Annotated in this window: 21 protein-coding genes and 1 tRNA gene; 9 read left to right on the top strand and 13 right to left on the bottom strand. The window is 68.1% G+C overall.

Annotation, left to right across the window (positions count from 1 at the left end; all coding sequences use genetic code 11):
- Position 1 precedes the first annotated feature (1 nt).
- The gene (locus tag PYV00_RS21095) at positions 2–1,363 is read left to right on the top strand and encodes a sensor histidine kinase (protein ID WP_275230295.1); all 1,362 of its coding nucleotides are present in this window, start codon (positions 2–4) and stop codon (positions 1,361–1,363) included.
- 26 nt (positions 1,364–1,389) lie between these two features.
- On the opposite strand, the gene PYV00_RS21100 is transcribed toward PYV00_RS21095, so the two are convergent.
- From PYV00_RS21100 to gltX, 3 genes are all read right to left on the bottom strand, one after another.
- On the bottom strand, positions 1,390–1,596 hold the full coding sequence (locus tag PYV00_RS21100; protein ID WP_275230324.1) for a hypothetical protein: 207 nt from the start codon (positions 1,594–1,596) through the stop codon (positions 1,390–1,392).
- A gap of 215 nt (positions 1,597–1,811) precedes the next feature.
- Positions 1,812–3,095 (bottom strand): citrate synthase, encoded by a 1,284-nt coding sequence (locus PYV00_RS21105; protein ID WP_275230296.1) that lies wholly within the window; start codon positions 3,093–3,095, stop codon positions 1,812–1,814.
- A 12-nt stretch (positions 3,096–3,107) separates the two neighbouring features.
- A complete protein-coding gene (gltX, locus tag PYV00_RS21110) occupies positions 3,108–4,550 on the bottom strand; it encodes a glutamate--tRNA ligase (protein ID WP_428981668.1) in 1,443 nt (480 codons plus the stop codon).
- A gap of 122 nt (positions 4,551–4,672) precedes the next feature.
- Between gltX and PYV00_RS21115 the strand changes: the two genes are divergently transcribed.
- Positions 4,673–6,760, top strand: coding sequence for a ComEC/Rec2 family competence protein (locus PYV00_RS21115; protein WP_275230298.1), 2,088 nt, complete (start codon positions 4,673–4,675; stop codon positions 6,758–6,760).
- A gap of 3 nt (positions 6,761–6,763) precedes the next feature.
- Here the strand turns inward: PYV00_RS21115 and lexA are convergent, their stop codons facing one another.
- The 9 genes from lexA to PYV00_RS21160 all read right to left on the bottom strand — a co-directional run bounded on the left by lexA (position 6,764) and on the right by PYV00_RS21160 (position 16,081).
- Positions 6,764–7,474 carry a transcriptional repressor LexA gene (lexA, locus tag PYV00_RS21120; protein WP_275230299.1) on the bottom strand — a complete coding sequence of 237 codons (711 nt, stop codon included), beginning with the start codon at positions 7,472–7,474 and terminating at the stop codon, positions 6,764–6,766.
- Positions 7,475–7,569: 95 nt separating this feature from the next.
- Positions 7,570–8,790 carry a molybdopterin molybdotransferase MoeA gene (locus PYV00_RS21125; protein WP_275230300.1) on the bottom strand — a complete coding sequence of 407 codons (1,221 nt, stop codon included), beginning with the start codon at positions 8,788–8,790 and terminating at the stop codon, positions 7,570–7,572.
- A complete protein-coding gene (gene moaC / locus PYV00_RS21130; RefSeq protein WP_275230301.1) occupies positions 8,787–9,272 on the bottom strand; it encodes a cyclic pyranopterin monophosphate synthase MoaC in 486 nt (161 codons plus the stop codon). Before moaC ends, PYV00_RS21125 begins: the two co-directional genes overlap by 4 nt.
- Positions 9,273–9,350: 78 nt before the next feature.
- A complete protein-coding gene (trpC, locus tag PYV00_RS21135) occupies positions 9,351–10,136 on the bottom strand; it encodes an indole-3-glycerol phosphate synthase TrpC (RefSeq protein WP_275230302.1) in 786 nt (261 codons plus the stop codon).
- Between the two features lie 80 nt (positions 10,137–10,216).
- Complete coding sequence (trpD, locus tag PYV00_RS21140; protein ID WP_275230303.1) at positions 10,217–11,212, bottom strand: anthranilate phosphoribosyltransferase; 996 nt, start codon at positions 11,210–11,212, stop codon at positions 10,217–10,219.
- Complete coding sequence (locus tag PYV00_RS21145) at positions 11,209–11,793, bottom strand: anthranilate synthase component II (protein ID WP_275230304.1); 585 nt, start codon at positions 11,791–11,793, stop codon at positions 11,209–11,211. The genes trpD and PYV00_RS21145 overlap by 4 nt, the downstream gene beginning before the upstream one ends.
- Positions 11,790–12,599, bottom strand: coding sequence for a phosphodiester glycosidase family protein (locus PYV00_RS21150; RefSeq protein WP_275230305.1), 810 nt, complete (start codon positions 12,597–12,599; stop codon positions 11,790–11,792). Before PYV00_RS21150 ends, PYV00_RS21145 begins: the two co-directional genes overlap by 4 nt.
- Positions 12,596–14,116 (bottom strand): anthranilate synthase component I, encoded by a 1,521-nt coding sequence (trpE, locus tag PYV00_RS21155; RefSeq protein WP_275230306.1) that lies wholly within the window; start codon positions 14,114–14,116, stop codon positions 12,596–12,598. The genes PYV00_RS21150 and trpE overlap by 4 nt, the downstream gene beginning before the upstream one ends.
- Positions 14,117–14,125: 9 nt before the next feature.
- Positions 14,126–16,081 carry a peptidylprolyl isomerase gene (locus tag PYV00_RS21160; protein ID WP_275230307.1) on the bottom strand — a complete coding sequence of 652 codons (1,956 nt, stop codon included), beginning with the start codon at positions 16,079–16,081 and terminating at the stop codon, positions 14,126–14,128.
- 208 nt (positions 16,082–16,289) lie between these two features.
- Between PYV00_RS21160 and tpiA the strand changes: the two genes are divergently transcribed.
- The 3 genes from tpiA (at position 16,290) to PYV00_RS21175 (ending at position 19,323) form a co-directional block, all read left to right on the top strand.
- On the top strand, positions 16,290–17,048 hold the full coding sequence (gene tpiA, locus PYV00_RS21165) for a triose-phosphate isomerase (protein ID WP_275230308.1): 759 nt from the start codon (positions 16,290–16,292) through the stop codon (positions 17,046–17,048).
- A 120-nt stretch (positions 17,049–17,168) separates the two neighbouring features.
- Positions 17,169–17,576, top strand: a complete 408-nt coding sequence (gene secG, locus PYV00_RS21170; protein ID WP_275230309.1) for a preprotein translocase subunit SecG — start codon at positions 17,169–17,171, stop codon at positions 17,574–17,576.
- A 118-nt stretch (positions 17,577–17,694) separates the two neighbouring features.
- Entirely contained in the window at positions 17,695–19,323 is a 1,629-nt protein-coding gene (locus PYV00_RS21175) for a CTP synthase (RefSeq protein ID WP_275230310.1), read from the top strand.
- A 396-nt stretch (positions 19,324–19,719) separates the two neighbouring features.
- Here the strand turns inward: PYV00_RS21175 and PYV00_RS21180 are convergent, their stop codons facing one another.
- Positions 19,720–20,190, bottom strand: coding sequence for an Hsp20 family protein (locus PYV00_RS21180; protein ID WP_275230311.1), 471 nt, complete (start codon positions 20,188–20,190; stop codon positions 19,720–19,722).
- Between the two features lie 149 nt (positions 20,191–20,339).
- Between PYV00_RS21180 and grxC the strand changes: the two genes are divergently transcribed.
- The 4 genes from grxC (at position 20,340) to PYV00_RS21200 (ending at position 22,070) form a co-directional block, all read left to right on the top strand.
- On the top strand, positions 20,340–20,603 hold the full coding sequence (gene grxC, locus PYV00_RS21185) for a glutaredoxin 3 (protein ID WP_275230312.1): 264 nt from the start codon (positions 20,340–20,342) through the stop codon (positions 20,601–20,603).
- Between the two features lie 3 nt (positions 20,604–20,606).
- Positions 20,607–21,422, top strand: coding sequence for a carbon-nitrogen hydrolase family protein (locus PYV00_RS21190; RefSeq protein WP_275230313.1), 816 nt, complete (start codon positions 20,607–20,609; stop codon positions 21,420–21,422).
- Between the two features lie 9 nt (positions 21,423–21,431).
- On the top strand, positions 21,432–21,929 hold the full coding sequence (locus PYV00_RS21195; protein ID WP_275230314.1) for a DUF1178 family protein: 498 nt from the start codon (positions 21,432–21,434) through the stop codon (positions 21,927–21,929).
- Positions 21,930–21,993: 64 nt separating this feature from the next.
- A tRNA-Arg gene (locus PYV00_RS21200) sits at positions 21,994–22,070 on the top strand.
- The last annotated feature ends 320 nt before the right edge of the window (positions 22,071–22,390 follow it).

Genomic DNA, 22,390 nt, shown 5'->3' on the forward strand with positions numbered 1-22,390 from the left:
GATGGCCCAGGCCATGAGCGATGCCGAGGATCGCCTGCTGTGCGCCGACGAGCCGATCGCCGGCCTGCAACGGCGCTGCGGCGGCGATCTGCCGGGCACGATCGCGGTGCCCGAACTGCTCGAACTGGTACGCAAGGCGCGCCGTTACGGCTTCAAGCTGGCCCGCGCGATCGCCGCTCATGATGGCGACGAGGCGATCACTGCCTGGATCGAAGTGCAGCCCCGGCCCGATGGCGAGCCCGGCTGCGAGATCGTGCTGCGCAACTGGCGCGCCGCGCCGTTGCCGGCGGAGGACGAGGCCGAGGCGCAGGCCCGCCGCACGGCGATAGACCACCATGTCGCGGAACTTTCCGCCCGGCTCGACGCGGGCCAACGCCTGCTGGCGGTGACGTGCGAATCCGCCGAACTGGCCTCACTCGCCACGGCAATGGAAGCGGGGCTGGGCCATGTCTGGACCGATTTCCTGCCGCTGGCCGACACGACGCATCATCAGCCGCTGCACTGGCGCCTGCTCGATGGCGCGCGCGTCGCCATCGAAGGATCGGCGCGGGACTGGCGTGTGGCGCTGATCCCGCAAGGCCATCCGGGGTTCGATCCGGCCGGTTTCGAACTGCTGCTGCTTTCGGACGCGCCGGCATCGGCCATCGCCGCGCAGCCGGCGCCCGCGCGCGATCCCGATCTGGACCAGCGCCTTGTCGGGCAGGATCTGGCGCCGATCCTGCGGCAGCCGATCGCGCGGATCATCGCCAACGCCGAAACCATCCGCACCCGGCTTGCCGGGCCGCTCAACGATGCATACGCCGAATATGCCGGCGAGATCGCCAATGCCGGCAAGCTGCTGCTCGATCTGCTGGATGACCTTTCCGACCTCGAAGTCGTCGAATCCGCGCATTTCCACACCGCGCCCGATCGCATCGACCTGGCCGACGTGGCGCGGCAGGCGGCGGGCATCCTGGGCGTGCGTGCGCGCGAAAAGGCGATCCGCATCGAAGCACCGCAGCCGGACGAAACCTTGCCGGCTATCGCCGAATTCCGCCGCGTCCTGCAAATCCTGCTCAACCTTGTGGGCAATGCCATCCGCTATGCGCCGGAAGGTTCCCGCATCTGGGTCCGGCTGGAAGGCGCGGGCGATCGCGCGCGCGTGATCGTCGCCGATCAGGGGCCTGGCCTGAGCGAAGCGGAACAGGCGATGGTATTCGAGAAGTTCGAACGGCTTGGCCGCAGCGGCGACGGCGGCTCGGGCCTGGGCCTTTACATCTCGCGCAGTCTGGCGCGCGCCATGGGCGGCGATCTTACCGTGGAAAGCGCCAAGGGGCATGGCGCCCGCTTCATCCTGGATGTGCCCGCCGATCGGGCGGACTGAACCGCCGTGAAGCGCAAACGGTCAGGTCAGCGTTGCCTGCTGCACCGGACCAGCCAGATCACGACCGCGCCCACCGCAGCCAGCACCGCGCCGTTGACCGCCCACTTCCGGTCGGCGAGCATGAAGCTTTCGGCCGGCCACATGACCAGCCCGGTCCCTTGCCCGACCCAGAGCAGGCCCATCAGGACCGCGAGAATCCCGATAATGAGCAGCACAACCCGGACAACCTTCATTACCACCGCGCCAATCCCTCCACACTGCCAGCAGAGTGCAGTGTGATCGTCCCGGCCGGCACATTCAAGCGCCGCGATTGATGAGCGAGGGGAAGGCGAGTCCATGATCCTGCCGGGCGGATTTTGCCAACCCGCCTGGCGGTTTCCGCGACCGCCCAAGAAAAAAGCCCCCGCTTGCGCGAGGGCCTTTTCCGGTTTTGCGATGGCCTGCGGCTTCAGCGCTGCTCGATCGGCACGTAGTCGCGCTGCGTCGGGCCGGTGTAGAGCTGGCGCGGGCGGCCGATCTTCTGGCCGGGATCGGAGATCATCTCGTTCCACTGCGCCACCCAGCCCACGGTGCGGGCCAGCGCGAAGAGGACGGTGAACATCGTCGTCGGGAAGCCGATGGCCGAAAGGATGATGCCCGAATAGAAATCGACGTTCGGGAACAGCTTCTTCTCGACGAAGTAAGGGTCCGAAAGCGCGATCTCCTCAAGTCGCAGCGCGGTTTCGAACAGCGGGTCCGTAACCTTCAGCGCGTCGAACACTTCGCGCACGGTCTTCTGCATCACGGTCGCGCGCGGATCGTAGTTCTTGTAGACGCGATGGCCGAAGCCCATCAGGCGGAACGGATCGTTCTTGTCCTTGGCGCGCTCGATATAGTGCGGGATCTTGTCGGGCGTGCCGATTTCCTTGAGCATGTTGAGCGCCGCTTCGTTGGCGCCGCCATGCGCCGGGCCCCACAGGCAGGCGATGCCGGCCGCGATGCACGCGAAGGGATTGGCGCCCGAGGAACCGGCAAGCCGCACGGTCGAGGTCGAGGCGTTCTGCTCGTGATCGGCGTGCAAGATGAAAATGCGGTCCATCGCCTTTTCCACCGCCGGGATCACTTCGTATTCCTCGGCCGGGACACCGAAGGTCATGCGCAGGAAGTTGCCGGTGTAGGACAGGGTGTTGTCCGGGTACATGAAGGGCTGGCCGACCGAATACTTGTACGCCGCCGCCGCGATCGTCGGCATCTTGGCGATCAGCCGGTGCGACGAGATCTTGCGGTGGTTCGGATCGGAAATGTCGGTGGAATCGTGGTAGAAGGCCGAAAGCGCGCCGACCACGCCGCACATGATCGCCATCGGATGGGCATCGCGCCGGAAGCCGCTGTAGAACGAATTGAGCTGTTCGTGCAGCATGGTGTGGCGGCTGATCGTGGTCGAGAACTTGGTCAGCTCGTCCGCGCCCGGCAGCTCGCCGTTGAGCAGCAGGTAGCACACTTCCATGAAGCTGGAATGTTCGGCAAGCTGGCCGATCGGATAGCCGCGATGGAGCAGCACGCCTTCATCGCCATCGATATAGGTCAGCGCGCTTTCGCAGCTGGCGGTGGACGTGAAGCCCGGATCGAACGTGAACAGGCCCGTCTGGCCGTAAAGCTTGCGGATATCGACGACGTCCGGTCCAACGCTGCCCTTCAGGACAGGGAAATCGTAATCGGCGCCTGCGGCGCTCAGCTTCGCTACGTCACCCACCTGCATTCACTCCTATGCTTGTGACCCGGCGGGAGCCCCGGCCTGTGCCGCGATGCGCGCAAGGCTCTCGTCCCGTCCGAGCAAGACCAATACATCGAAAATTCCCGGCGAAGTCGTTTGACCCGTCAGGGCCGCCCGCAAGGGCTGCGCGAGCTTGCCAAGGCCCACCCCCTGATCCTCGGCCATTGCTTTCAGACTGGCTTCGAGATTTTCCAAAGTCCAGTCGGATTCATCGGCCAGGCGGTGTTGTATCGCAGCGAGACGATCGCGCGCTTCCTCCGTCAAGAGGGCCTGCGCCTTATCGCTCATTTCGAGGGGGCGGACGGCGAAAAGGAACGCCGCGCCATCGGCCAGCTCGTCAAGATCCTTGGCCCGCACTTTCAGCACCGGCATCGCCCGCGCCAGCAGATCGAGATTGGCGACGCCGCCCATGCGCTGCGCCACCAGGCTGGCGAGCCGGGCATCGTCCGCCTCGCGCAGATAATGCCCGTTGAGGCTGTGCAGCTTGGCCAGATCGAAGCGCGACGGCGATTTTCCGACCCCCGCGATATCGAACCAGGCGACCGCCTGCTCGCGCGAGATGATCTCCTCGTCGCCGTGGCCCCAGCCCAGGCGCAGCAGATAGTTGAACAGCGCTTCGGGCAGGATGCCCAGCTCGTCGCGATAGGCATCGACGCCGAGCGCGCCGTGCCGCTTGGACAGCTTGGCGCCGTCCGGCCCGTGGATCAGCGGCACATGGCCATAGGCCGGCTCGTCCCAGCCCATGCCCTGGATAATCGCGAGCTGGCGGAAGGCGTTGTTGAGGTGGTCGTCGCCCCGGATCACGTGCGTCACGCCCATGTCATGATCGTCCACGACAACCGCGAGCATGTAAGTGGGCGTACCGTCGGACCGCAGGAGGACGAAATCGTCGATCTCCTCGTTGCGCACGGTCACGCGGCCCTGCACCAGATCGTCGATCACCGTCTCGCCTTCGCGCGGGGCCTTGATCCGCACCACGAAGGGCTGGCCGGCCGGCGCCGTGGCGGGATCGGCATCGCGCCATTCGCTTTCGATGCGGAACGGGCGACGCTCATCCTGCGCTTTCTGGCGGCGCTCGGCCAGTTCCTCGGGCGTGAGGTAGCAGCGATAGGCATGGCCGGCATCGAGCAGCGTGCGCGCCACTTCGGCATGACGATCGGACCGGGCGAACTGGAACACCGCTTCCTCGTCGCCCTCAAGCCCCAGCCACGACAGGCCATCGAAGATCGCGCCGATCGCCGCCTCGGTCGACCGCGCGCGATCGGTATCCTCGATCCGCAGCAGGTAGCGGCCGCCATGGTGGCGCGCGAACAGCCAGTTGAACAGCGCGGTGCGTGCGCCGCCGATGTGGAGAAATCCCGTGGGCGAGGGGGCAAAGCGCGTGACGACGGTCTTTCCGTCCGTCGAACCGCCCATTGCGCTGCCACTTGCCATTACCTGTCCCATCCTGTCCAATAACGTGCATGGCCAGCCCAGCCACGCACACTGAAGCGCCGCCACCGGGTGAAGCGGGGGGCGCTGCACTGCAACATCGGCCATGGAACAGCAAGCGCAACTTGTCGAGGGTTTTGGCCGCGATCGAGCAATTTCTTGGCAGTGCCGGCTTCGCCCGCGCGCCCTGGCTTGCCGTGGCTTTCGGCGGCGGGATCGCGGCCTGGTTCGCGCTGCCTACGGCATGGGACTGGACGGCTTTCCTGGCGCTGTGCCTGGGGATCGCGCTGGCCGCATGGGCCCTGCTGCCGGTTGACGGAGCATGGCCGTTCCTGCGGCGCGCGCTGGTGGTCGTGCCGCTGATCGCCGGGGCGGGATGCGTGACGATCTGGGCCAAATCCGCCCTCACCGGCGCGCCGCCAATCGCGCGGCCGCAAGTCGCGATGATCGCCGCGCGCGTGCTGGTCCGCGAGGAGCAGCCGGCGCGCGAACGCGTCCGACTCGTCGTGGCGACGCGCGATCCGGCAACGGGCCGGGCAATCCGGGCGCGGATCAACCTGCCGCAAGCATCGGACGCGCCGATGATCGCGCCCGGCGCGCGGATACGCCTGAAAGCGCGACTCATGCCGCCCGCGCAGCCGATGCTGCCGGGCGCTTACGACTTCGCGCGCACCGCATGGTTTTCCGGCCTTGCCGCCACCGGCAGCGCGATCGGCCCGGTCGAAGTGCTGGACGCGGGCGACGGCGGCGGCCGGCTTGCTGCCTTCCGCGCGTGGCTGGGCAATCACGTGCGCGCGCAACTGGGCGGGGCCGAAGGCGGCATCGCCGCGGCCTTCGCTTCGGGAGACCGCGGCGGCATTCCCGAAAGCGACGCGCAGGCGATGCGCGATTCGGGGCTGGCCCATCTGCTTTCGATCAGCGGCCTGCATGTCAGCGCGGTGATCGGCGCGGCCTATCTGCTGGCCTTGCGCCTGCTGGCGCTGTTCCCGTGGCTGGCGCTGCGCGTGCGCTTGCCGATCCTGGCGGCGGCGGCGGGCGCGCTGGCGGGAATCGGCTATACCGTGCTGACCGGCGCCGAAGTGCCGACGGTCCGCTCGTGCGTCGGCGCGCTGCTGGTGCTGCTGGCGCTGGCATTGGGGCGCGAGGCCCTGTCGCTGCGGATGCTCGCGGCGGCGGCGTTCATCGTCCTGCTGTTCTGGCCAGAATCGATCGTTGGCCCGAGCTTCCAGCTGAGCTTCACCGCCGTTCTGGCGATCATCGCGCTGAGCGGCGCGGCGCCCGTGCGGCGCTTCCTGGCCCCGCGCGAGGAGGGCTGGGCGGCGCGTCTCACGCGTCATCTGGCGATGCTGCTGCTGACCGGCGTGGTGATCGAGATCGCGCTGATGCCGATCGGGCTATACCATTTCCACCGCGCTGGCGCTTATGGCGCGCTGGCCAATGTCATCGCCATTCCGCTGACCACGCTGGTGGTGATGCCGCTGGAAGCGCTGGCGCTGCTGCTCGATCTGGGCGGCGCGGGGGCGCCGGCCTGGTGGCTGGCCGGCAAGGCGCTGACCGTGCTGCTCGGCCTGGCGCACTGGGTGGCGAGCCGGCCCGGCGCGGTCACGGTGATGCCGGGGATGAGCGGAGGCAGCTTCGCGCTGTTCATCGCCGGCGGGCTCTGGCTGGCGCTGTGGAGCGGACGGGTCCGGCTGCTCGGCCTGATCCCCGCCGCGATCGGCGCGTTGAGCCTCGCCACGCTGCGCCCACCCGACATCTTCGTTTCGGGCGATGGGCGCCATGTCGGTATCACCGGCGTAGCGGAAGGCGAATTGCTGGTCCTGCGCGAAAGCCGCAGCGATTTCGTTCGCGAGAACATGACCGAGATGGCCGGCATGGACGGTACCGTCCGCCAGCTTTCGACCTGGCCCGGCGCACGCTGCAATCGCGATTTCTGCAGCGTTTCCCTGCCGCGCGGCGGCCGTGAGTGGCACTTGCTGATCGCGCTGGGCCAAGACGCGGTGCCCGAGCGCTCGCTTGCGGCGGCTTGCGCGCTGGCCGATATCGTCATCGCCGACCGGCGCTTGCCGCGCAGTTGCCGGCCGCGCTGGCTCAAGGCCGATCGAGCCCTGCTGGCGCGCACGGGCGGCCTGGCGATCGACCTGGCCGATGGCGAGATCGCCACCGTCGCCCGGACGCAGGGCCAGCATGGCTGGTGGCGCGAGGGCCGGTGAACCTCAGTTGTAGCGGCGCAGCAGCCCGGCAAGCTTGCCCTGCACCACCACTTCGCGCGGATCGTAGATCTGCGGCTCGTAAGCCGCGTTCGCCGGATCGAGCCGGATGCGCCCGTTCTCGCGCCGCAAGTACTTGAGCGTCGCTTCCTCGCCACGCACCAGCGCCACGACGATTTCGCCATCGCGCGCGGTCTCGGTGCGTTTCACCAGCGCGAAATCGCCATCGAGAATGCCGGCCTCGATCATCGAATCGCCCGAGACCTCCAGCGCATAGTGCTCGCCCGCGCCCAGCAGGGCGGCGGGCACGGGCAGGGTGCTCTGCCCTTCCAGCGCCTCGATCGGCACACCGGCCGCGATCCGGCCATGCAGCGGGATCTCGATCACGTCGTTGGCGGCCACCGGCGGGGCGGCCATTGGCGGCCGGGTCGCCGCACTCGGCATCTGGAGCGCGAGGTCGCTGGCGTTCGCGGCGGGCCGCGCGGCGAGCGCCGGCGTCGCGTCCTCGGGCTGGCGCAGCACTTCGAGCGCGCGGGCCCGGTTGGGCAGGCGACGGATGAAGCCGCGTTCCTCCAGCGCCGAAATCAGGCGGTGCACGCCCGACTTCGATTTGAGATCGAGCGCTTCCTTCATTTCCTCGAAGCTCGGCGAAATGCCGGTTTGCTCAAGCCGGGCCTGGATGAACCGGAGCAGTTCGTGCTGTTTGCGCGTCAACATCTTCGCCGCCTCATGTCCTCTACGTATCGGGTGCCCCGGCGGGGCGTTCCATTCGTGAACAATTGAGGAACAATTAAGCAACAAATTTCATAACGTCAAGCAAGACCACCATTTTCCAACAGGAAGGCGTGAACCTCCTCGCCAGCCTCGGCGCGGGGGGCGTGGGCCGGGCGATCGATCAGCACATTGCTGGCCGAAAGCGCCGCCAGCGCGGCGCTGTCCTGCAGGCTGTGCGGCAGCACCGCTTCGCCGTCCCATGTCCCGCGCGGAAACTCACGCCGCGCGCCGTTCGCCTTGATCGGCGCGGCAAGCCGGACGCGAAAGCGCAGCGGCAGCGGGCGCGCCGCACCCAGCAGCGTGCGCAGCAGCGGCAGCATGAAGAAATAGGCGGTGACGTGGCTGGAAACCGGATTGCCGGGCAGGCCCAGGACGATCTGCCGCCGCCCCGCTTGCTCGCGCGTCGCGACCAGGATCGGCTTGCCCGGCTTGATCGCCACGCGCCAGAAATCGATCTCGGCCCCCCATGCGGCCAGCGCCGGCTTGATCAGGTCATGATCGCCGACCGAGGCACCGCCGCTGGTGACGACCACGTCGGCATCGCGTGCGGCGTCCAGCGCGGCGGCGAGCGCCTCCATCGTATCGGCGACGGGGCCGATCCGCGTCACCCGGCAAGGCAGGGTGCGGGCCATCGCCGCCAGCATCGCGCCATTGCTGGCGGGGATCTGGTGCGGCGCGCAGCAGTCGGGCTCGGCCGCCAGTTCGTCACCGCTGTCGATCACCGCCACTTTGGGCATGGCCCGCACCGGCACGTGCTTGTGGCCGGCCGAGATCGCCAGCGCGCCTTGCGCCGGACCCAGCTTCACGCCGGCCGCCAGCACCTGGCCGCCGACCGCGAAATCGACGCCCATCGGGCGGATGTGCTTGTGCGGCGGCACGGGCGGATCGCCCGTGAGGCGCAGGCTGTCACCCTGGCGCGCGATGTCTTCCTGAAGGATGATGGCCTGGGCATCGGCCGGCACGATCGCCCCGGTGGCGATCCGCACCGCCTGTCCCGCCGCCAGCCGGCCGCCAAAGGGATGCCCGGCCGCGCTTTCGCCGACCACTTGCCACGGCCCGGCCAGATCGTCCGCCGCCACGGCATAGCCATCCATCGCCGAAAGATCGGCGGCGGGCTGGGTGCGCCGCGCGGCAATCGGCTCGGCCAGGTAGCGCCCGATCGCGCCTTCGACATCGACGCGTTCGACCGGCAGCGGCCCGGCAAGCTGGAGCAGGCGCGCCTGCGCGTCTTCCAGCGGGATCGGCACGGGCTTGCTCATGCCGAAAGGTCCGGCGCGCGCCAGTGGCCCGATTTGCCGCCGCGCTTCTCGATCAGCCGCACGTCCTCGATGACCATCGCCTTGTCGAGCGCCTTGGCCATGTCATAGACCGTGAGCAGCGCGATCGACACCGCCGTGACCGCTTCCATTTCCACCCCGGTCCTGCCGGTGAGCGAAGCCGTCGCGGTGGCGCGCACGGCATCCTCCTCGAAGGCGAAATCAACGTTCACCGCATCGAGCGCGAGCGGGTGGCACATCGGGATGAGATCGGCGGTCTTCTTCGCAGCCATGATCCCGGCGATGCGCGCGGTGCCAAGCACGTCACCCTTGGGTGCGTTGCCCGCGCGGATCGCCGCCAGCGCCCCGGCGCTCATGCGGATGCGGCCCGAGGCGACGGCCAGGCGCTGCGTCTGCGCCTTGGCGCCGACATCGACCATGCGCGCGGTGCCTTCGGCATCGATGTGGGTGAGGCTCTTGCTCATGCGGAGGGACCCGAAGCGGGATGGCGGAACACGATCATGGCCACCGCATGGCAGAGTTTCCGGCCACGCGAAACCCGCTCAGCCCAGCAGCGCGCGCGTCGCCGCCTCGACATCGGGCTGGCGCATCAGGCTCTCGCCGACCAGGAAGGCGCGCGCGCCGCAAGCGGACAGGCGCACGAGATCGGCATGGGTCTCGATCCCGCTTTCGCTCACCAGCAAGGTGCCTTCGGGCGCGAGCGGGGCGAGCCGCTCGGTGATCGCGATGTCGGTGACGAAACGCTTGAGATCGCGATTGTTGACGCCGATCAGCCGCGAATGCAGCCGCGCGGCGCGTTCCATCTCGGCCGCGTCATGCACTTCGACCAGCACGTCCATGCCGCGTTCGCGCGCCGCCGCCTCGATCTCGGCCATCTGCCCGTCGTCCAGCGCGGCGACGATGATCAGGATCGCATCGGCGCCGATCGCGCGCGCTTCGGCCACTTGCCAGGGATCGACCGTGAAATCCTTGCGCAGCACCGGCAAGGCGCACGCCGCGCGCGCTTCGATCAGGAAATCCTCATGGCCCTGGAAATAGGGCTGGTCGGTCAGCACCGAAAGGCAGGCGGCCCCGCCGTGCTGGTAAGCCACGGCGTGTTCGGCCGGACGGAAATCGGCACGAATCAGGCCCTTGGAGGGCGAGGCTTTCTTGATCTCGGCGATCAGCGCGAAGCCGGTGGCGACCCTGGCCTCCAGCGCCCGGCGAAAGCCGCGCGGCGCGCTCTGCCCGGCGGCGAGCGCGTCAAGATCGTCCAGCGTCGCCAGCGTCTTGCGATCGGCGACTTCCTCGCGCTTGGTGGCGCAGATCTCGGCAAGCTTGTCGGACATGGCGCGGGCCTTAACGGCAGGGATGGGGGAAAGTCGAGATGGATTGTGCGCCGGCGCCCGCGCGCTACCGCGCGAAACGCCTAACCCGAAGTCGTCGCGATCCAGCAATCGAGCAAGCCTTTGGCCAGCCCCTTGTCGATCACTTCGGCGGCTTCCTCCACGCCGTCGCGCCAGTCGCCAGCGGCACCCGCGAGCATCAGCGCGGCGGCGGCGTTGAACAGCACCGCGTCGCGATAGGGCCCGTGCTCGCCTTCGAGCAGGCGCTTGAGCGCGGCGGCGTTGTAGCGCGCATCACCGCCGTGGAGCGCGCTCACCGGCGCTGCCGGCAACCCGGCATCGGCCGGGCCGACGCGGCCCATGCGCACGCCTTCGGGGCCCACGCGGGCCAGTTCGTTGCCGCCAGCCAGGCTCAGCTCGTCCAGCCCCTCGTCGCCCGAGACCACCATCGCGCCCGCCGTGCCCAGGCGCGCCAGCGCTTCGGCATAGATCGGCACATAGGCCGGGCGGGCAATGCCGACGAGCTGGCGCGTGACCATGGCCGGGTTGGCGAGCGGGCCCATCAGGTTGAAGATCGTGCGCCGGCCGATCGCCTTGCGGATCGGCATGATCCGGCCCATCGCCGGATGGTGGCGCGCGGCGAAGAGGAAGCAGATGCCAAGGTCGGCCAGCGTATCCTCGGCCGTTTCCATCGCGCGGTCGAGATCGAGGCCCAGCGCTTCGAGCGTGTCGGCCGCGCCCGCCTTCGACGAGGCGGCGCGGTTGCCGTGCTTGGCCACCGGCACCCCGGCGGCCGCGACCACCAGCGCGACGGCGGTCGAGACGTTGAGCGTGTGGTGCCCGTCGCCGCCCGTGCCGCACACGTCGATGGCATTGGCCGGCGCTTTCACCCGGATCATCCGCTGGCGCATCGCGCGCGCGGCGCCGGCGATCTCGCTGGCCGTCTCCCCCCGGTCGGACAGGGCGATGAGGAAGCGGGCGATCTCATCGTCGGGCGCCGCGCCATCGAGGATCGCGCCGAACGCGGCCTCGGCCTCGGCTTCGTCCAGCGGCGTGGCGACAGGAGGCAGCACGCTCATGCCGGCAGGCGGGTCTCGATCCCGCAAAACCCGAGGAAGTTCGCCAGCAGCGCGTGGCCGTGTTCGGTGGCGATCGATTCGGGATGGAACTGCACGCCGTGGATCGGCAGGTGGCGATGGCGAAAGCCCATGACATGGGTGTCGTCCGACGTCGCGTTGACCGCCAGCACCTCGGGAATGTCCTCCACCACCAGCGAGTGATAGCGCGTGGCGATGAAAGGCGAGGGCAGGCCGGCGAACACGCCGGTGCCGTCATGCGTGACGGGCGAGGTCTTGCCGTGCATCAGCCCGCCGCGCACCACCTTGCCGCCGAAATACTGGCCGATCGACTGGTGGCCCAGGCACACGCCCAGCAACGGCTTGCCGGCATCGGCGGCGGCGCCCACCAGATCAAGGCTGATCCCCGCTTCGTTGGGCGTGCAGGGACCGGGCGAGATGAGGAAGCCCTGCGCCCCGCTCGAAATCGCCTGCCCGGCCGAAAGCGCATCGTTGCGCACCACTTCCACTTCGGCGCCCAGTTCCATCAGATAGTGGACGAGGTTCCAGGTAAAGCTGTCGTAATTGTCGATGACGAGGATCATGGCGCGTCCTTTGCTGCAGCGCCCTTCGCCCGTTTCTCCACGACGATCAAGGGGCCGAGCGGGGGGCCGCCGTCGATCCGGCCCAGTTCGGGGTTCCACAGCGAGGAGACGCTGCCATCGAGGAACAGCGCGTTGGGTGTTTTCAGCTCGTCACGGAAATAGCGGGCGAGCTTGCCGAACGAGACCGGCGCATCGCTGATGACGAAGTGGGCGCGGCCCTGCCGGTCCACGCCCACGCCATTGCGCAGCTTGAGCGAGGCGCCGTCCGGGTCGATCTTCGGATGCAGCTTGCCGGCGATCACCAGCATCGGGCCGGACTGGGTGCCGAATTCGGGCCGCCTGAAGACATGCGCGGCGAAATCCCCGGCCGTGCGCACGGCCCATTGGCCGCCGGTGCCATAGAACACGCCGTTGGGCAGCAAATGGAAATTGCCCGCGCCTTCATTGCGGTTGAGCTTGTGCAGCCGCTTGCCGTTCTCGACGTAATAGCCGATCGGCTGGCCCGCCTCGTCGAACATGCCGCCGTTCATCGCGAAAGCAACGGGCGGCGCCCCGCTCGGACGGCCGACCGCGAGTTCGGACAAGCTGCGATAAGGCGCGCCGCCCCTGGGCCCGAGCACCAGGGTGATCCGGTGCCGCGCCGGATCGGCGATGCAATGGGTCAGCGGCACGCCTTCGAAGCTGGCGCTTTCGCAAGGCGGCGGGGGCGGGGCCGGAGCGGCGGCGGTCTCCCGCGAGGCGGCATCGCCGCTGTCTCCGCAGGCCGCGAGCGCCAGCGCGCCCAGCGCCGCGAGCGGCCATTTCACTGGCCAAAGCCCGGCTCGCCCGCAATCCTCACCGCTTCGCGCGCAGCGGCGAAAAGCGCGCCCGCCTTCGCCTCGCACTCGCGCTGTTCATAGGCCGGATCGGAATCGGCGACGATGCCCGCGCCGGCCTGCACGTGCATCACCCCGTCCTTCACCACCGCGGTGCGCAGGACGATGCAGGAATCGACCGATCCATCAGGCGCGAAATAGCCGACCCCGCCCGCATAGGCGCCGCGCGTTTCCGGCTCCAGTTCGGCGATCACCTGGCAAGCGCGCACCTTGGGCGCGCCACTGACCGTGCCGGCCGGAAAGCCGGCGAAAACCGCGTCGATGGCATCGTGCTTTGCCGTATCGAGCCGGCCGACCACGTTCGAGACGATGTGCATGACATGGCTGTAGCGTTCGATCGTGTAGCTGTCGGTCACTTCGACGGTGCCCGCGCGCGCCACCCGGCCGACATCGTTGCGGCCAAGGTCGAGCAGCATGAGGTGCTCGGCGCGTTCCTTGGGATCGGCCAGCAGGCTTGCCTCGTTGGCCTTGTCCTCGGCTGGCGTCCTGCCACGCGGGCGGGTGCCGGCGATCGGCCGGATCGTCACTTCGCCATCGCGCACGCGCACCAGGATCTCGGGGCTCGATCCGATCAGCGCGAAGCCGGGGAGATCGAGGAAATAGAGGAACGGCGAGGGATTCACGCGGCGCAACGCGCGGTAAAGCGCGATCGGCGGCAGCGTGAAGGGCGAGGTGAAGCGCTGCGCCAGCACCACCTGGAAGATGTCGCCCGCCTCGATGTAGTCCTTGGCGCGCAGCACCATGGACGTGTAATCGGCGGCCGGCATCGTCGGCGTGAGCGCGGGCTCGGGCAGGTCGGTGACGGGATCGGGCAGGGCGATCGGCTGCGCGAGGCGGCGCATCGCCTCGTCGATCCGCTCACGCGCGGCCTCGACCGCCTGCTCGGGCGCGGCTTCGGACGGCCAGAGCGGCGCGACGCAGAACAGTTCGTCGCCCAGCCGGTCGAACACCAGGATCAGCGAAGGGCGCACGAACAGCATGTCGGGCAGGTCGAGCGGGCTTTCCGGCGCGCGCGGCAGCTTTTCAACCAGGCCGATCGTCTCATAGCCGAAATAGCCGACCAGGCAGGCCAGCGCGCGCGGCAGTTCGGGCGGCACATCGATGCGGCAGGCTTCCACCAGCGCGCGCAGCTCGGCCAGGCTGCCGCCGGGCAGCGGCGCGAACGCCTCGCGCTCGGCGCACCAGTGGCGGTTGATCTCGCAGGCATCGCCGCGCGCGCGGAACACCAGATCGGGATCGAGCCCGAGCAGGCTGTACCGCGCGCGGGTTTCGCCGCCTTCCACCGATTCGAGCACGAAATCGCCCCGGCCCGGCTCGAACAGCTTCAGCGCGGCGGCCACCGGCGTTTCGGTATCGGCCACCAGCCGGCGCCATAGCAGCGCCGGCTTGCCCTGGCCGAGCAGGCCCAGTGCCTCGGCGCGATTCGCCGCTGTTTCACCCGCCGTCATGCGCGCCGCTCAGTTGCCGGCGCTGCCGGCGCCGGTGAGCTGGTCACGAACCGCGCGGATGCCGGTTTCGTGGCGCGTGCTCCCCACTTCCTTGACGATCGCCTTGCGCAGCGCCGCGGCATATTCGTTGCCGGCAACCTGACCCAGCTCGCGCTGGGCGGAAGGGATCAGCGGATTGTTGCCTTCCACCTTGCCCGGCACGATCTCGCGCAGCGAAACCACGAACCAGCCCCGCTTCTGCGGCGCGGCCTGCACCTTGATCGTGCCCTTGGCCATGCCGAAGATCAGCTTCACCGGCGGCGGGATCTCCTTGCCGGCCTGCTGCGCGCGCGACAGGTCGGGCCGGGACATGGCGATCTGCTGCACCGGCGGCAATTGCCGGCCGGACCCGGCCATCGCCTGTTCCAGCGGCACGCCCTTGCGCAGCGCCTGCTGCACCTTGATCGCGGCCGCCCTGGCCGCCTCGTAGCCCTTGGTGATCGCGTAGGACAGCTTCACGTCCGGCTTGATCTGGTCATAAGGCGCAGGCGCGGAAGCGGCGATCTCGGGAACGTCATAGATCACGAACGTCTTGCCGCGTTCCACTTCGGCGACTTGCGGGTCTTCCTGCTCCATGGCGAAGGCGGTCGCCAGCACCGGGCGCAGTTGCGGCGGCATCGTCTCGCCCGGCTTGAGATAGACATTGCCATCGGCCAGCAGCGGCGGGGTGGTTTCCACCTTGAGGCCGAGCTTGCCGGCCACGTCCACCAGGCTGGAGCCCTGATCGAATTCGCTTTCGACGTTTTCCAGCATGGAGGTGAGCGCGGCCCGGCGCTTTTCGGCGGCGATGATGGTGGCGATCTCGGGCTTCACCTGGTCCAGCGTGCGGGCCGGACGGTCGTCGATCTGCTCCACGCGGATGATGTGCCAGCCCAGCGGGCTGCGCGCCGGCGCCGTCAGCTTGCCGGCGGGCGCGGCGAACACGGCATTGGCGATCGCGGGCGAGAACTGGCTGGAAAGCTGCTCTTTCGTGAAGAAATCGAGCGGCGCGGCGCTCAGGCCCTTTTCGCGCGCCACCACTTCCAGCGTCTTGCCCTTCGCGACTTCGGCGATCACCGCCTTGGCGGCCGGCTCGGTCGGCACGATGAGCTGGGTGATGCGGCGCTTTTCCTGCGCTGCATACTGCGCCTTGCTGGCCTTGTAGCGCGCGGCGATCTCGGCATCGCTGGGGGCGGGCACGTTCCTGACCACGTCGTCGCCGAACTGGGCGTAGCGGATCACACGGCGTTCGGGGCGGATGAATTCGCTGGCGTGCGCCTTGTAGAAGGCCCGCAGCTCGGCATCGGAAGGCTCCTTCTGCGGCGCGAACAACAGCGAGGGCAGCACCACGACCGAGCCTTCGCGCCGCTCCGTCAGCAAGGCGGCATAGCGCGTGGCCAGATCGCGCGGCATGATCGCGCCGAAGCTGGCCGGAACCAGCAGCTGGCGCGCGATCAGGCCCTGGCGCAGATCGTTGCGCAGCAGCGCCTCGGAAACGCCGCGCTGCTGGATCGCCTGGCGGAAGGTGACTTCGTTGAACTTGCCGTCAGGCCCCTGGAACGCCTGCATCCCGGCGATCTCGCTGTCGATCAGGCGATCGCCGGCGACCACGCCGTTGTCCTTGCCGAACACGGCCATCGCGGTGCGGTCGATCAGGTCTTCCAGCACCTTTTCCAGCCCGCCCGCGCTGACGAAGGCCTTCATCGACATGGTCGGCTGGTCCTGCTTGAACCGTTCCAGCGCCGCGCTCGCCGATTCGCTCAGCATCGCGTTGTCGATCTTCTCGCCGCCCACGGTGGCGACGCTGGTGCCGCCGCCGATCCCGCCGAAGCCCCCGTTGTTGGCGACGTCACTACTGGCGAAGGCCAGCGCGATCAGCACGAGCAGCGCGACGGCAACGCCGGCGCCGATCTTGGATTTGAGCATGGAACGGAAAAATTGAAGCATGGACCGGCCAATCAGCGAGTTTTCTGTCGGAAACCGGGTTTCCGCGTTGACGCGGCGAGGCTTTAGGAGGCTAAGCCGTTTCCTGCAATGGCAAGCCGCCAAGTTATGGCACGCCGGCCACTGCGCTTTGACAAGCGGGGCGAGGGTGGCCTAGCTGCGCCGCGAAGAGGCCGGGCGGGGATTCGGCCGTTTTTAAGCAGGGATGGAAATGGCAAGTCTGCCTTACATTGTCGGCAACTGGAAAATGAACGGGACGCGCGCGATGCTTCCCGAAGCGCGCGCGATCGATCGGGCGGCAGCGCGTTTTCCCAAGGTGCAGGTGGCGGTCGCTCCGCCCGCGACGCTGATCTATCGCACGCGCGAAGCGGCCGAGCTGATCGGCGTCGGCGGGCAGGATTGCCACACCCAGGAAAGCGGCGCCTATACCGGCGACATCTCGGCGGTGATGCTCAAGGACGCGGGCGCCGATTTCACCATCGTCGGCCATTCGGAACGGCGCGCGATGCACGGCGAGACCGACGGTGTGGTCCAGGCGAAGGCCCAGGCGGCGCTGGCCGCCGGCCTCGCGGTGATCGTCTGCGTCGGCGAGACCGAGGCGGAGCGTGACGCGGGCCAGGCCGTGGCGGTGGTTTCCGGCCAGATCGAAGGCTCGCTGCCGCGCGGCGATGGCGTGGTCGAGAAAGTCTCGGTCGCTTACGAGCCGGTCTGGGCGATTGGCACCGGGCGCGTCCCTTCGATCGAGGATGTCGCCGCGATGCACGCGGCAATCCGCGAGCAGCTGATCGCGATCTATGGCGCGGATGGCGCGGGCGTGCGTATTCTCTACGGCGGCTCGGTCAAGGCCGAGAACGCCGCCGAGTTGCTCGCGGTCGCGAACGTGGGCGGCGCGCTGGTCGGCGGGGCCAGCCTGACGGCGGAAAGCTTCCTGGCCATCGTCGGCGCTGCGGCGGCGCTCGAAGCGGGCTGAGGCCGCCGGAACGCGCGCTCGCGCACGAACCGGGCGGGTTGCGCACCGGGCCGCGAGCGCCTATCTGCGCGGTTTGAACATTACCAGGGCCGCAAGGCCCTTGCAGAGACCGAGAACGGGATGTCGCTCTTCATTTTCCTCACCGTGGTCCAGGCGCTGGTCGCAGCGATGCTGGTCGGCGTGATCCTCATGCAGAAGTCCGAAGGCGGCGGCCTGGGCGTCGGCGGCAGCCCTTCGGGGCTGATGTCGGCACGCGGCGCGGCGGATTTCCTCACCCGGTCGACCGCGGTTCTGGCAACGCTCTTCGTGGTTCTCAGCATCATCCTGGCGGCCTTGGCGGTCGACGTGACGACCGGGCGCGAGATCGACACCTCGCTCCAGCGCAACGCTCCGGCGGCGCTGCCGCAGCCGCCGGCCGATCCGCTGGCCGGCGCGGCGAATCAGCCCGCTCCGGCGCAAGGCGCTCCTGGTGCTCCGGCGGCGCCCGCGCCCGCCGACGATCCGCTCGCGGGTGCTGCCAGGCAATAGCTTGACCGGGGCGTGACCGCCGCCTGACGGCAGCCCCGAAAAACCGCACATTCGACCTGTGGATTCCCCGCCAGGGCGCTTGCCCTGTGGGCTCCGTTCATTCTAAGGCTCCACTCCCATGGCGCGGCATATTTTCATAACCGGCGGCGTGGTGTCCTCGCTCGGCAAGGGTCTCATGGCGGCCAGTCTCGCGGCGCTGTTGCAGGCGCGCGGGTTCAAGGTGCGCATCCGCAAGTTCGACCCCTATCTCAACGTCGATCCGGGGACGATGAGCCCTTACCAGCACGGCGAGGTCTACGTTACCGACGACGGCGCCGAGACCGACCTGGACCTGGGCCATTACGAGCGCTTCACCGGCGTGTCCGCCCGCCAGTCCGACAACATCACCTCGGGCCGGATCTATCGCGACATCATCACGCGCGAACGACGCGGCGATTACCTGGGCGCCACGGTGCAGGTGATCCCGCACGTGACCGACGCGATCAAGCAGTTCGCCATGGCCGATACCGAGGATCTCGATTTCGTCCTGTGCGAGATCGGCGGCACCGTCGGCGATATCGAGGGCCTGCCGTTTGTTGAGGCCATGCGCCAGCTCAGGAACGAACTGGGCCGCGAGCAGTCCTGCTTCGTCCACGTCACGCTGGTGCCCTATATCGCCGCCGCAGGCGAACTGAAGACCAAGCCGACGCAGCACTCGGTGCGCGAGCTGACCGGGCTGGGCATCCAGCCCGACATCCTGCTGTGCCGCTGCGACCGGCCGCTGCCCGAGGGCGAGCGCGCCAAGATCGCGCTGTTCTGCAACGTGCGGCGCGAGGCGGTGATCCCCGCGCTTGATGCGCCCAACATCTATGCGGTGCCGCTGCAATACCATGCCGAAGGGCTCGATGCCGAAGTGCTGCACCACTTCCGCCTGTCCTCGCCCGCGCCCGAGCTTTCGCGCTGGAACGACATTGTCGATCGCTACCAGAACCCCGAAGGTGAAGTGACGATCGGCGTGGTCGGCAAGTATGTCGGCCTGCCCGATGCCTACAAGTCGCTGAACGAGGCGCTGGTCCACGGCGGCATGGCCAACCGCGTCAAGGTCAACATCAACTGGATCGACGCCGAGATCTTCGAGCGCGAGGCGGGCGAGATCGCCGCGCTGCTCGAACCGATGCACGGCATCCTCGTCCCCGGCGGCTTCGGCGAGCGGGGGACCGAGGGCAAGATCGCCAGCGTGCGCTTCGCGCGCGAACGCGCGGTGCCCTTCTTCGGCATTTGCCTGGGGATGCAGATGGCCTGCATCGAAGGCGCGCGCGCCGCCGGCATCGAGAATGCATCCTCCACCGAATTCGGCGAGACCAGCGAGCCGGTGGTCGGCATCATCACCGAATGGATGAGCAAGGACGGCTTGCAGAAGCGCGCCGAAGGCGGCGATCTGGGCGGCACCATGCGGCTGGGCGCCTATCCGGCGGTGCTGTCCAGCAACAGCCATGTCGCCGCGATCTATGGCGACACCCGCATTTCGGAGCGCCACCGTCACCGCTATGAAGTCAACGCCTCGTACCGCGAGGCGCTGGAAGGCAACGGGCTGATCTTTTCCGGCATGTCGCCCGACGGGCTGCTGCCCGAAATCGTCGAGCGGCCCGATCATCCCTGGTTCGTCGGCGTCCAGTTCCATCCCGAGCTGAAGAGCAAGCCGTTCGATCCGCATCCGCTGTTCGCCGGGTTTATCGAAGCGGCCGTGCGGCAAGCGCGCCTGTTCTGAGCGCGCCTGTTCCGAGCGCGATGGCCCGCAAAGGCGGGCAGGGCGCGCAAAAACGCGATTTCCCGCCGGATTGAACTGGCTTGCGGCGCAAACTTCACTTGTATTCGCAGCAACACTGCGCTTAGCTACTGATGTTGTTGCGAATCATTATCGACACTTCGGAAAGCGTCGCCCTAAGCCGACCATTCGGCAGGCATACCGCGACACAGGACAAGAGAGCTCGCCGAACGCGATCGTCGTAAGCGACCCGGACGATCGCATGGGAGGCAGGCGGCGCCTATGCGTCGCGGGGGTGGGCCGTCCGCGGCTCACCCCCAAGGGTCGAAAGCCCGGCAAAAAGGGCGGCCCGGTATGCCCGGACCGCCCCACGTTCCATCAACCCTGGCGGGACAAAGCTTACGCGGCGGCGCTCGCTTCGGTCTCGCCACCTTCGACCACGGTCAGGCGGTTGCCGCCGATCGCGATCTTCTTCGGCTTCATCGCCTCGGGCACTTCACGCACGAGGTCGATCACGAGAAGCCCGTCCTCAAGCTCAGCGCTGTCGACCCGCACATAGTCGGCGAGTTCGAAACGGCGCTCGAAGCCGCGCTGGGCGATGCCGACGTGCAGGAACTGCCCATCGGTCGTCTCTTCGCCCTTGCTGCCCTTGACCACCAGCAGGTTGGCCTGCGCGGTGATGTCGATGTCCGACGGCTTGAAGCCGGCGACGGCCAGCGTGATGCGATAAGCATCGTTGCCGCGCTTCTCGATGTTGAAGGGGGGATACTTGTCGCCGGACTGGGCCCGACCCTGGTTTTCCAGGATATCGAACAGACGGTCAAAACCGACCATCGACCGGCGATAGGGGGAGAAATCGAAACGGTTCATGACAAAAATCCTCCAATGAGCAATCTTCGTTTGGTTGAAGCCCGGCGATCCGGCGCTCCACGCGATGTGCCATCCCCGAGCGGGCCATGACACATCAGGTTAGATATGGTAGCGCCCCACGCTTTCAAGTGCTTCGGAGACTGTCGGACATGACCGCACCCAGGGTCGAGATCTATACCAAGTGGGGATGTCCCTATTGCGTGGCGGCAAAATCGCTGCTGGAAAAGAAGGGCGTGGCCTTCAGCGAATACGATATCACCATGGGCGGGCCCAGGCGCGAGGAGATGCTGCGGCGCGTGCCCGGCGCGCGCACCGTGCCGCAAGTGCTGGTGGATGACCGGGCGCTGGGCGGCTTCGACGATATCAGCGCGCTCGACCATGAAGGCAGGCTCGATCCGATCCTGGGGCTCTGAGCGATGCCGCGCGCCGCGCTGTTCCAGATGACCGCCGGGATCGACCCGCGGGCCAATGCCGCCGCGCTGGTCGCGGCGGTCGGCGAGGCGCGCGCGGGCGGGGCGGCGATGCTGTTCACGCCCGAAATGTCCGGCCTGCTCGATCGCAAGCGCCCGCGCGCCGCGCAAAACATCGTGCCTGAGGGGCAGGACCGCGTGCTGGCGGCGGTGCGCGAGGCGGCGGCGAAAGCCGGGCTATGGGTCGCGCTGGGTTCGCTCGCGGTGGAACGCGAGGATGGCCGCTGGGCCAACCGTGCCTTCGTGATCGACCCGGCGGGCGCAATCGCCGCGCGATACGACAAGATCCACATGTTCGACGTCGATCTGGCGACGGGCGAGAGCTGGCGCGAATCCGGCGCCTATGCCGCCGGCGACCAGGCGGTGACGGTGGAGACCCCGCTTGGCCGGCTGGGCCTGACGATCTGCTATGACATTCGCTTCCCCGCGCTGTTCGAGGCGCTGGGCGCCGCGCGCTGCGATGTGATCGCCATTCCCGCCGCCTTCACCGTGCCCACCGGGCAGGCGCACTGGCACTTGCTCCAGCGCGCGCGGGCGGTGGAAGCGAGCGCCTATGTGCTGGCCGCCGCGCAAGTCGGCCGGCACGAGGACGGGCGCGAGACTTATGGCCACAGCCTGGCGGTCGATCCCTGGGGCGAAGTGCTGCTCGACATGGGAGGCGAGCGGCCGGGGTTGGGCTTTGCCGAGATCGATCCTGCGCGCATCGCCGAAGTTCGCGGGCAATTGCCCAGCCTTGCCAATCGCCGCGAAATTCCCAACTAGGCCAATGTCATGATTGTATTCGATCTCGAATGTCACGGCGGTGGCCACCGTTTCGAAGGCTGGTTCGGCTCCTCGCAGGATTTCGCGCGCCAGCAGGAGCGCGGGCTGGTGGTCTGCCCGCAATGCGGCTCGCCCGATGTCGGCAAGGCGGTGATGGCCCCGCGCGTCGCGCGCAAGGGCAACCAGTTGCCCGCCCCGGCCGCGCCCGGCAAGCGGCCTGACCTGCCTGTCCCGGCGGCGAGCAGCCCGGTCGCCAACAGCCCGCTGCCGCCCGAAGCGGTGGCGATGATGCACAAGCTCGCCCGGATGCAGGCCGAAGCGCTCAAACAGTCGCGCTACGTGGGCGAGAATTTCGCCGAGGACGCGCGCGCGATGCATTATGGCGAGTGCGATGCCGAAAGCATCCACGGCCAGACCACGATCGAGGAAGCGCGCGACCTGATCGAGGAAGGCATCCCCATCGCGCCGCTGCCGTTCCCGGTGACACCGCCCGACAAGGCCAATTGAACAGGTGCGGGCAGGGCGAACCGATTGCCAACCGCCGCCCCGCCCCGTAAGACGCGATCCGAGTGCGCCCGTAGCTCAGCAGGATAGAGCATCAGATTCCTAATCTGGGGGCCACAGGTTCGAATCCTGTCGGGCGCACCATTCCCTCACCTCCCCCCGCCGCGCTGGATAAAAGCGTGAAAGGTGAGGAGGTTAGCGCGGTTCTAAACCCGCTATTTCGCAGATATTGCAGCCTGTCCGCAAAGGCCAGTTTCAAGACCCTCCGCTTCTGCTCGAAGGTGCCGGAAACCCATATTTTATAAGGGTTTGCGAGGAACGTCATGGCGGTTCTAAATGCCGTGTCGAATGCCTTGGGATTTCGGCCCGATCGAGCGATTCGTTCCTTCAGTTCGGCCTTGTGCGCGGCGACAACTACGATGGCCGGTTGAGCGGCGACTATGATGGCCGGTAGGATCGGTTGT

Source organism: Novosphingobium album (ex Liu et al. 2023) (assembly GCF_029076845.1).
GTDB lineage: Bacteria > Pseudomonadota > Alphaproteobacteria > Sphingomonadales > Sphingomonadaceae > Novosphingobium.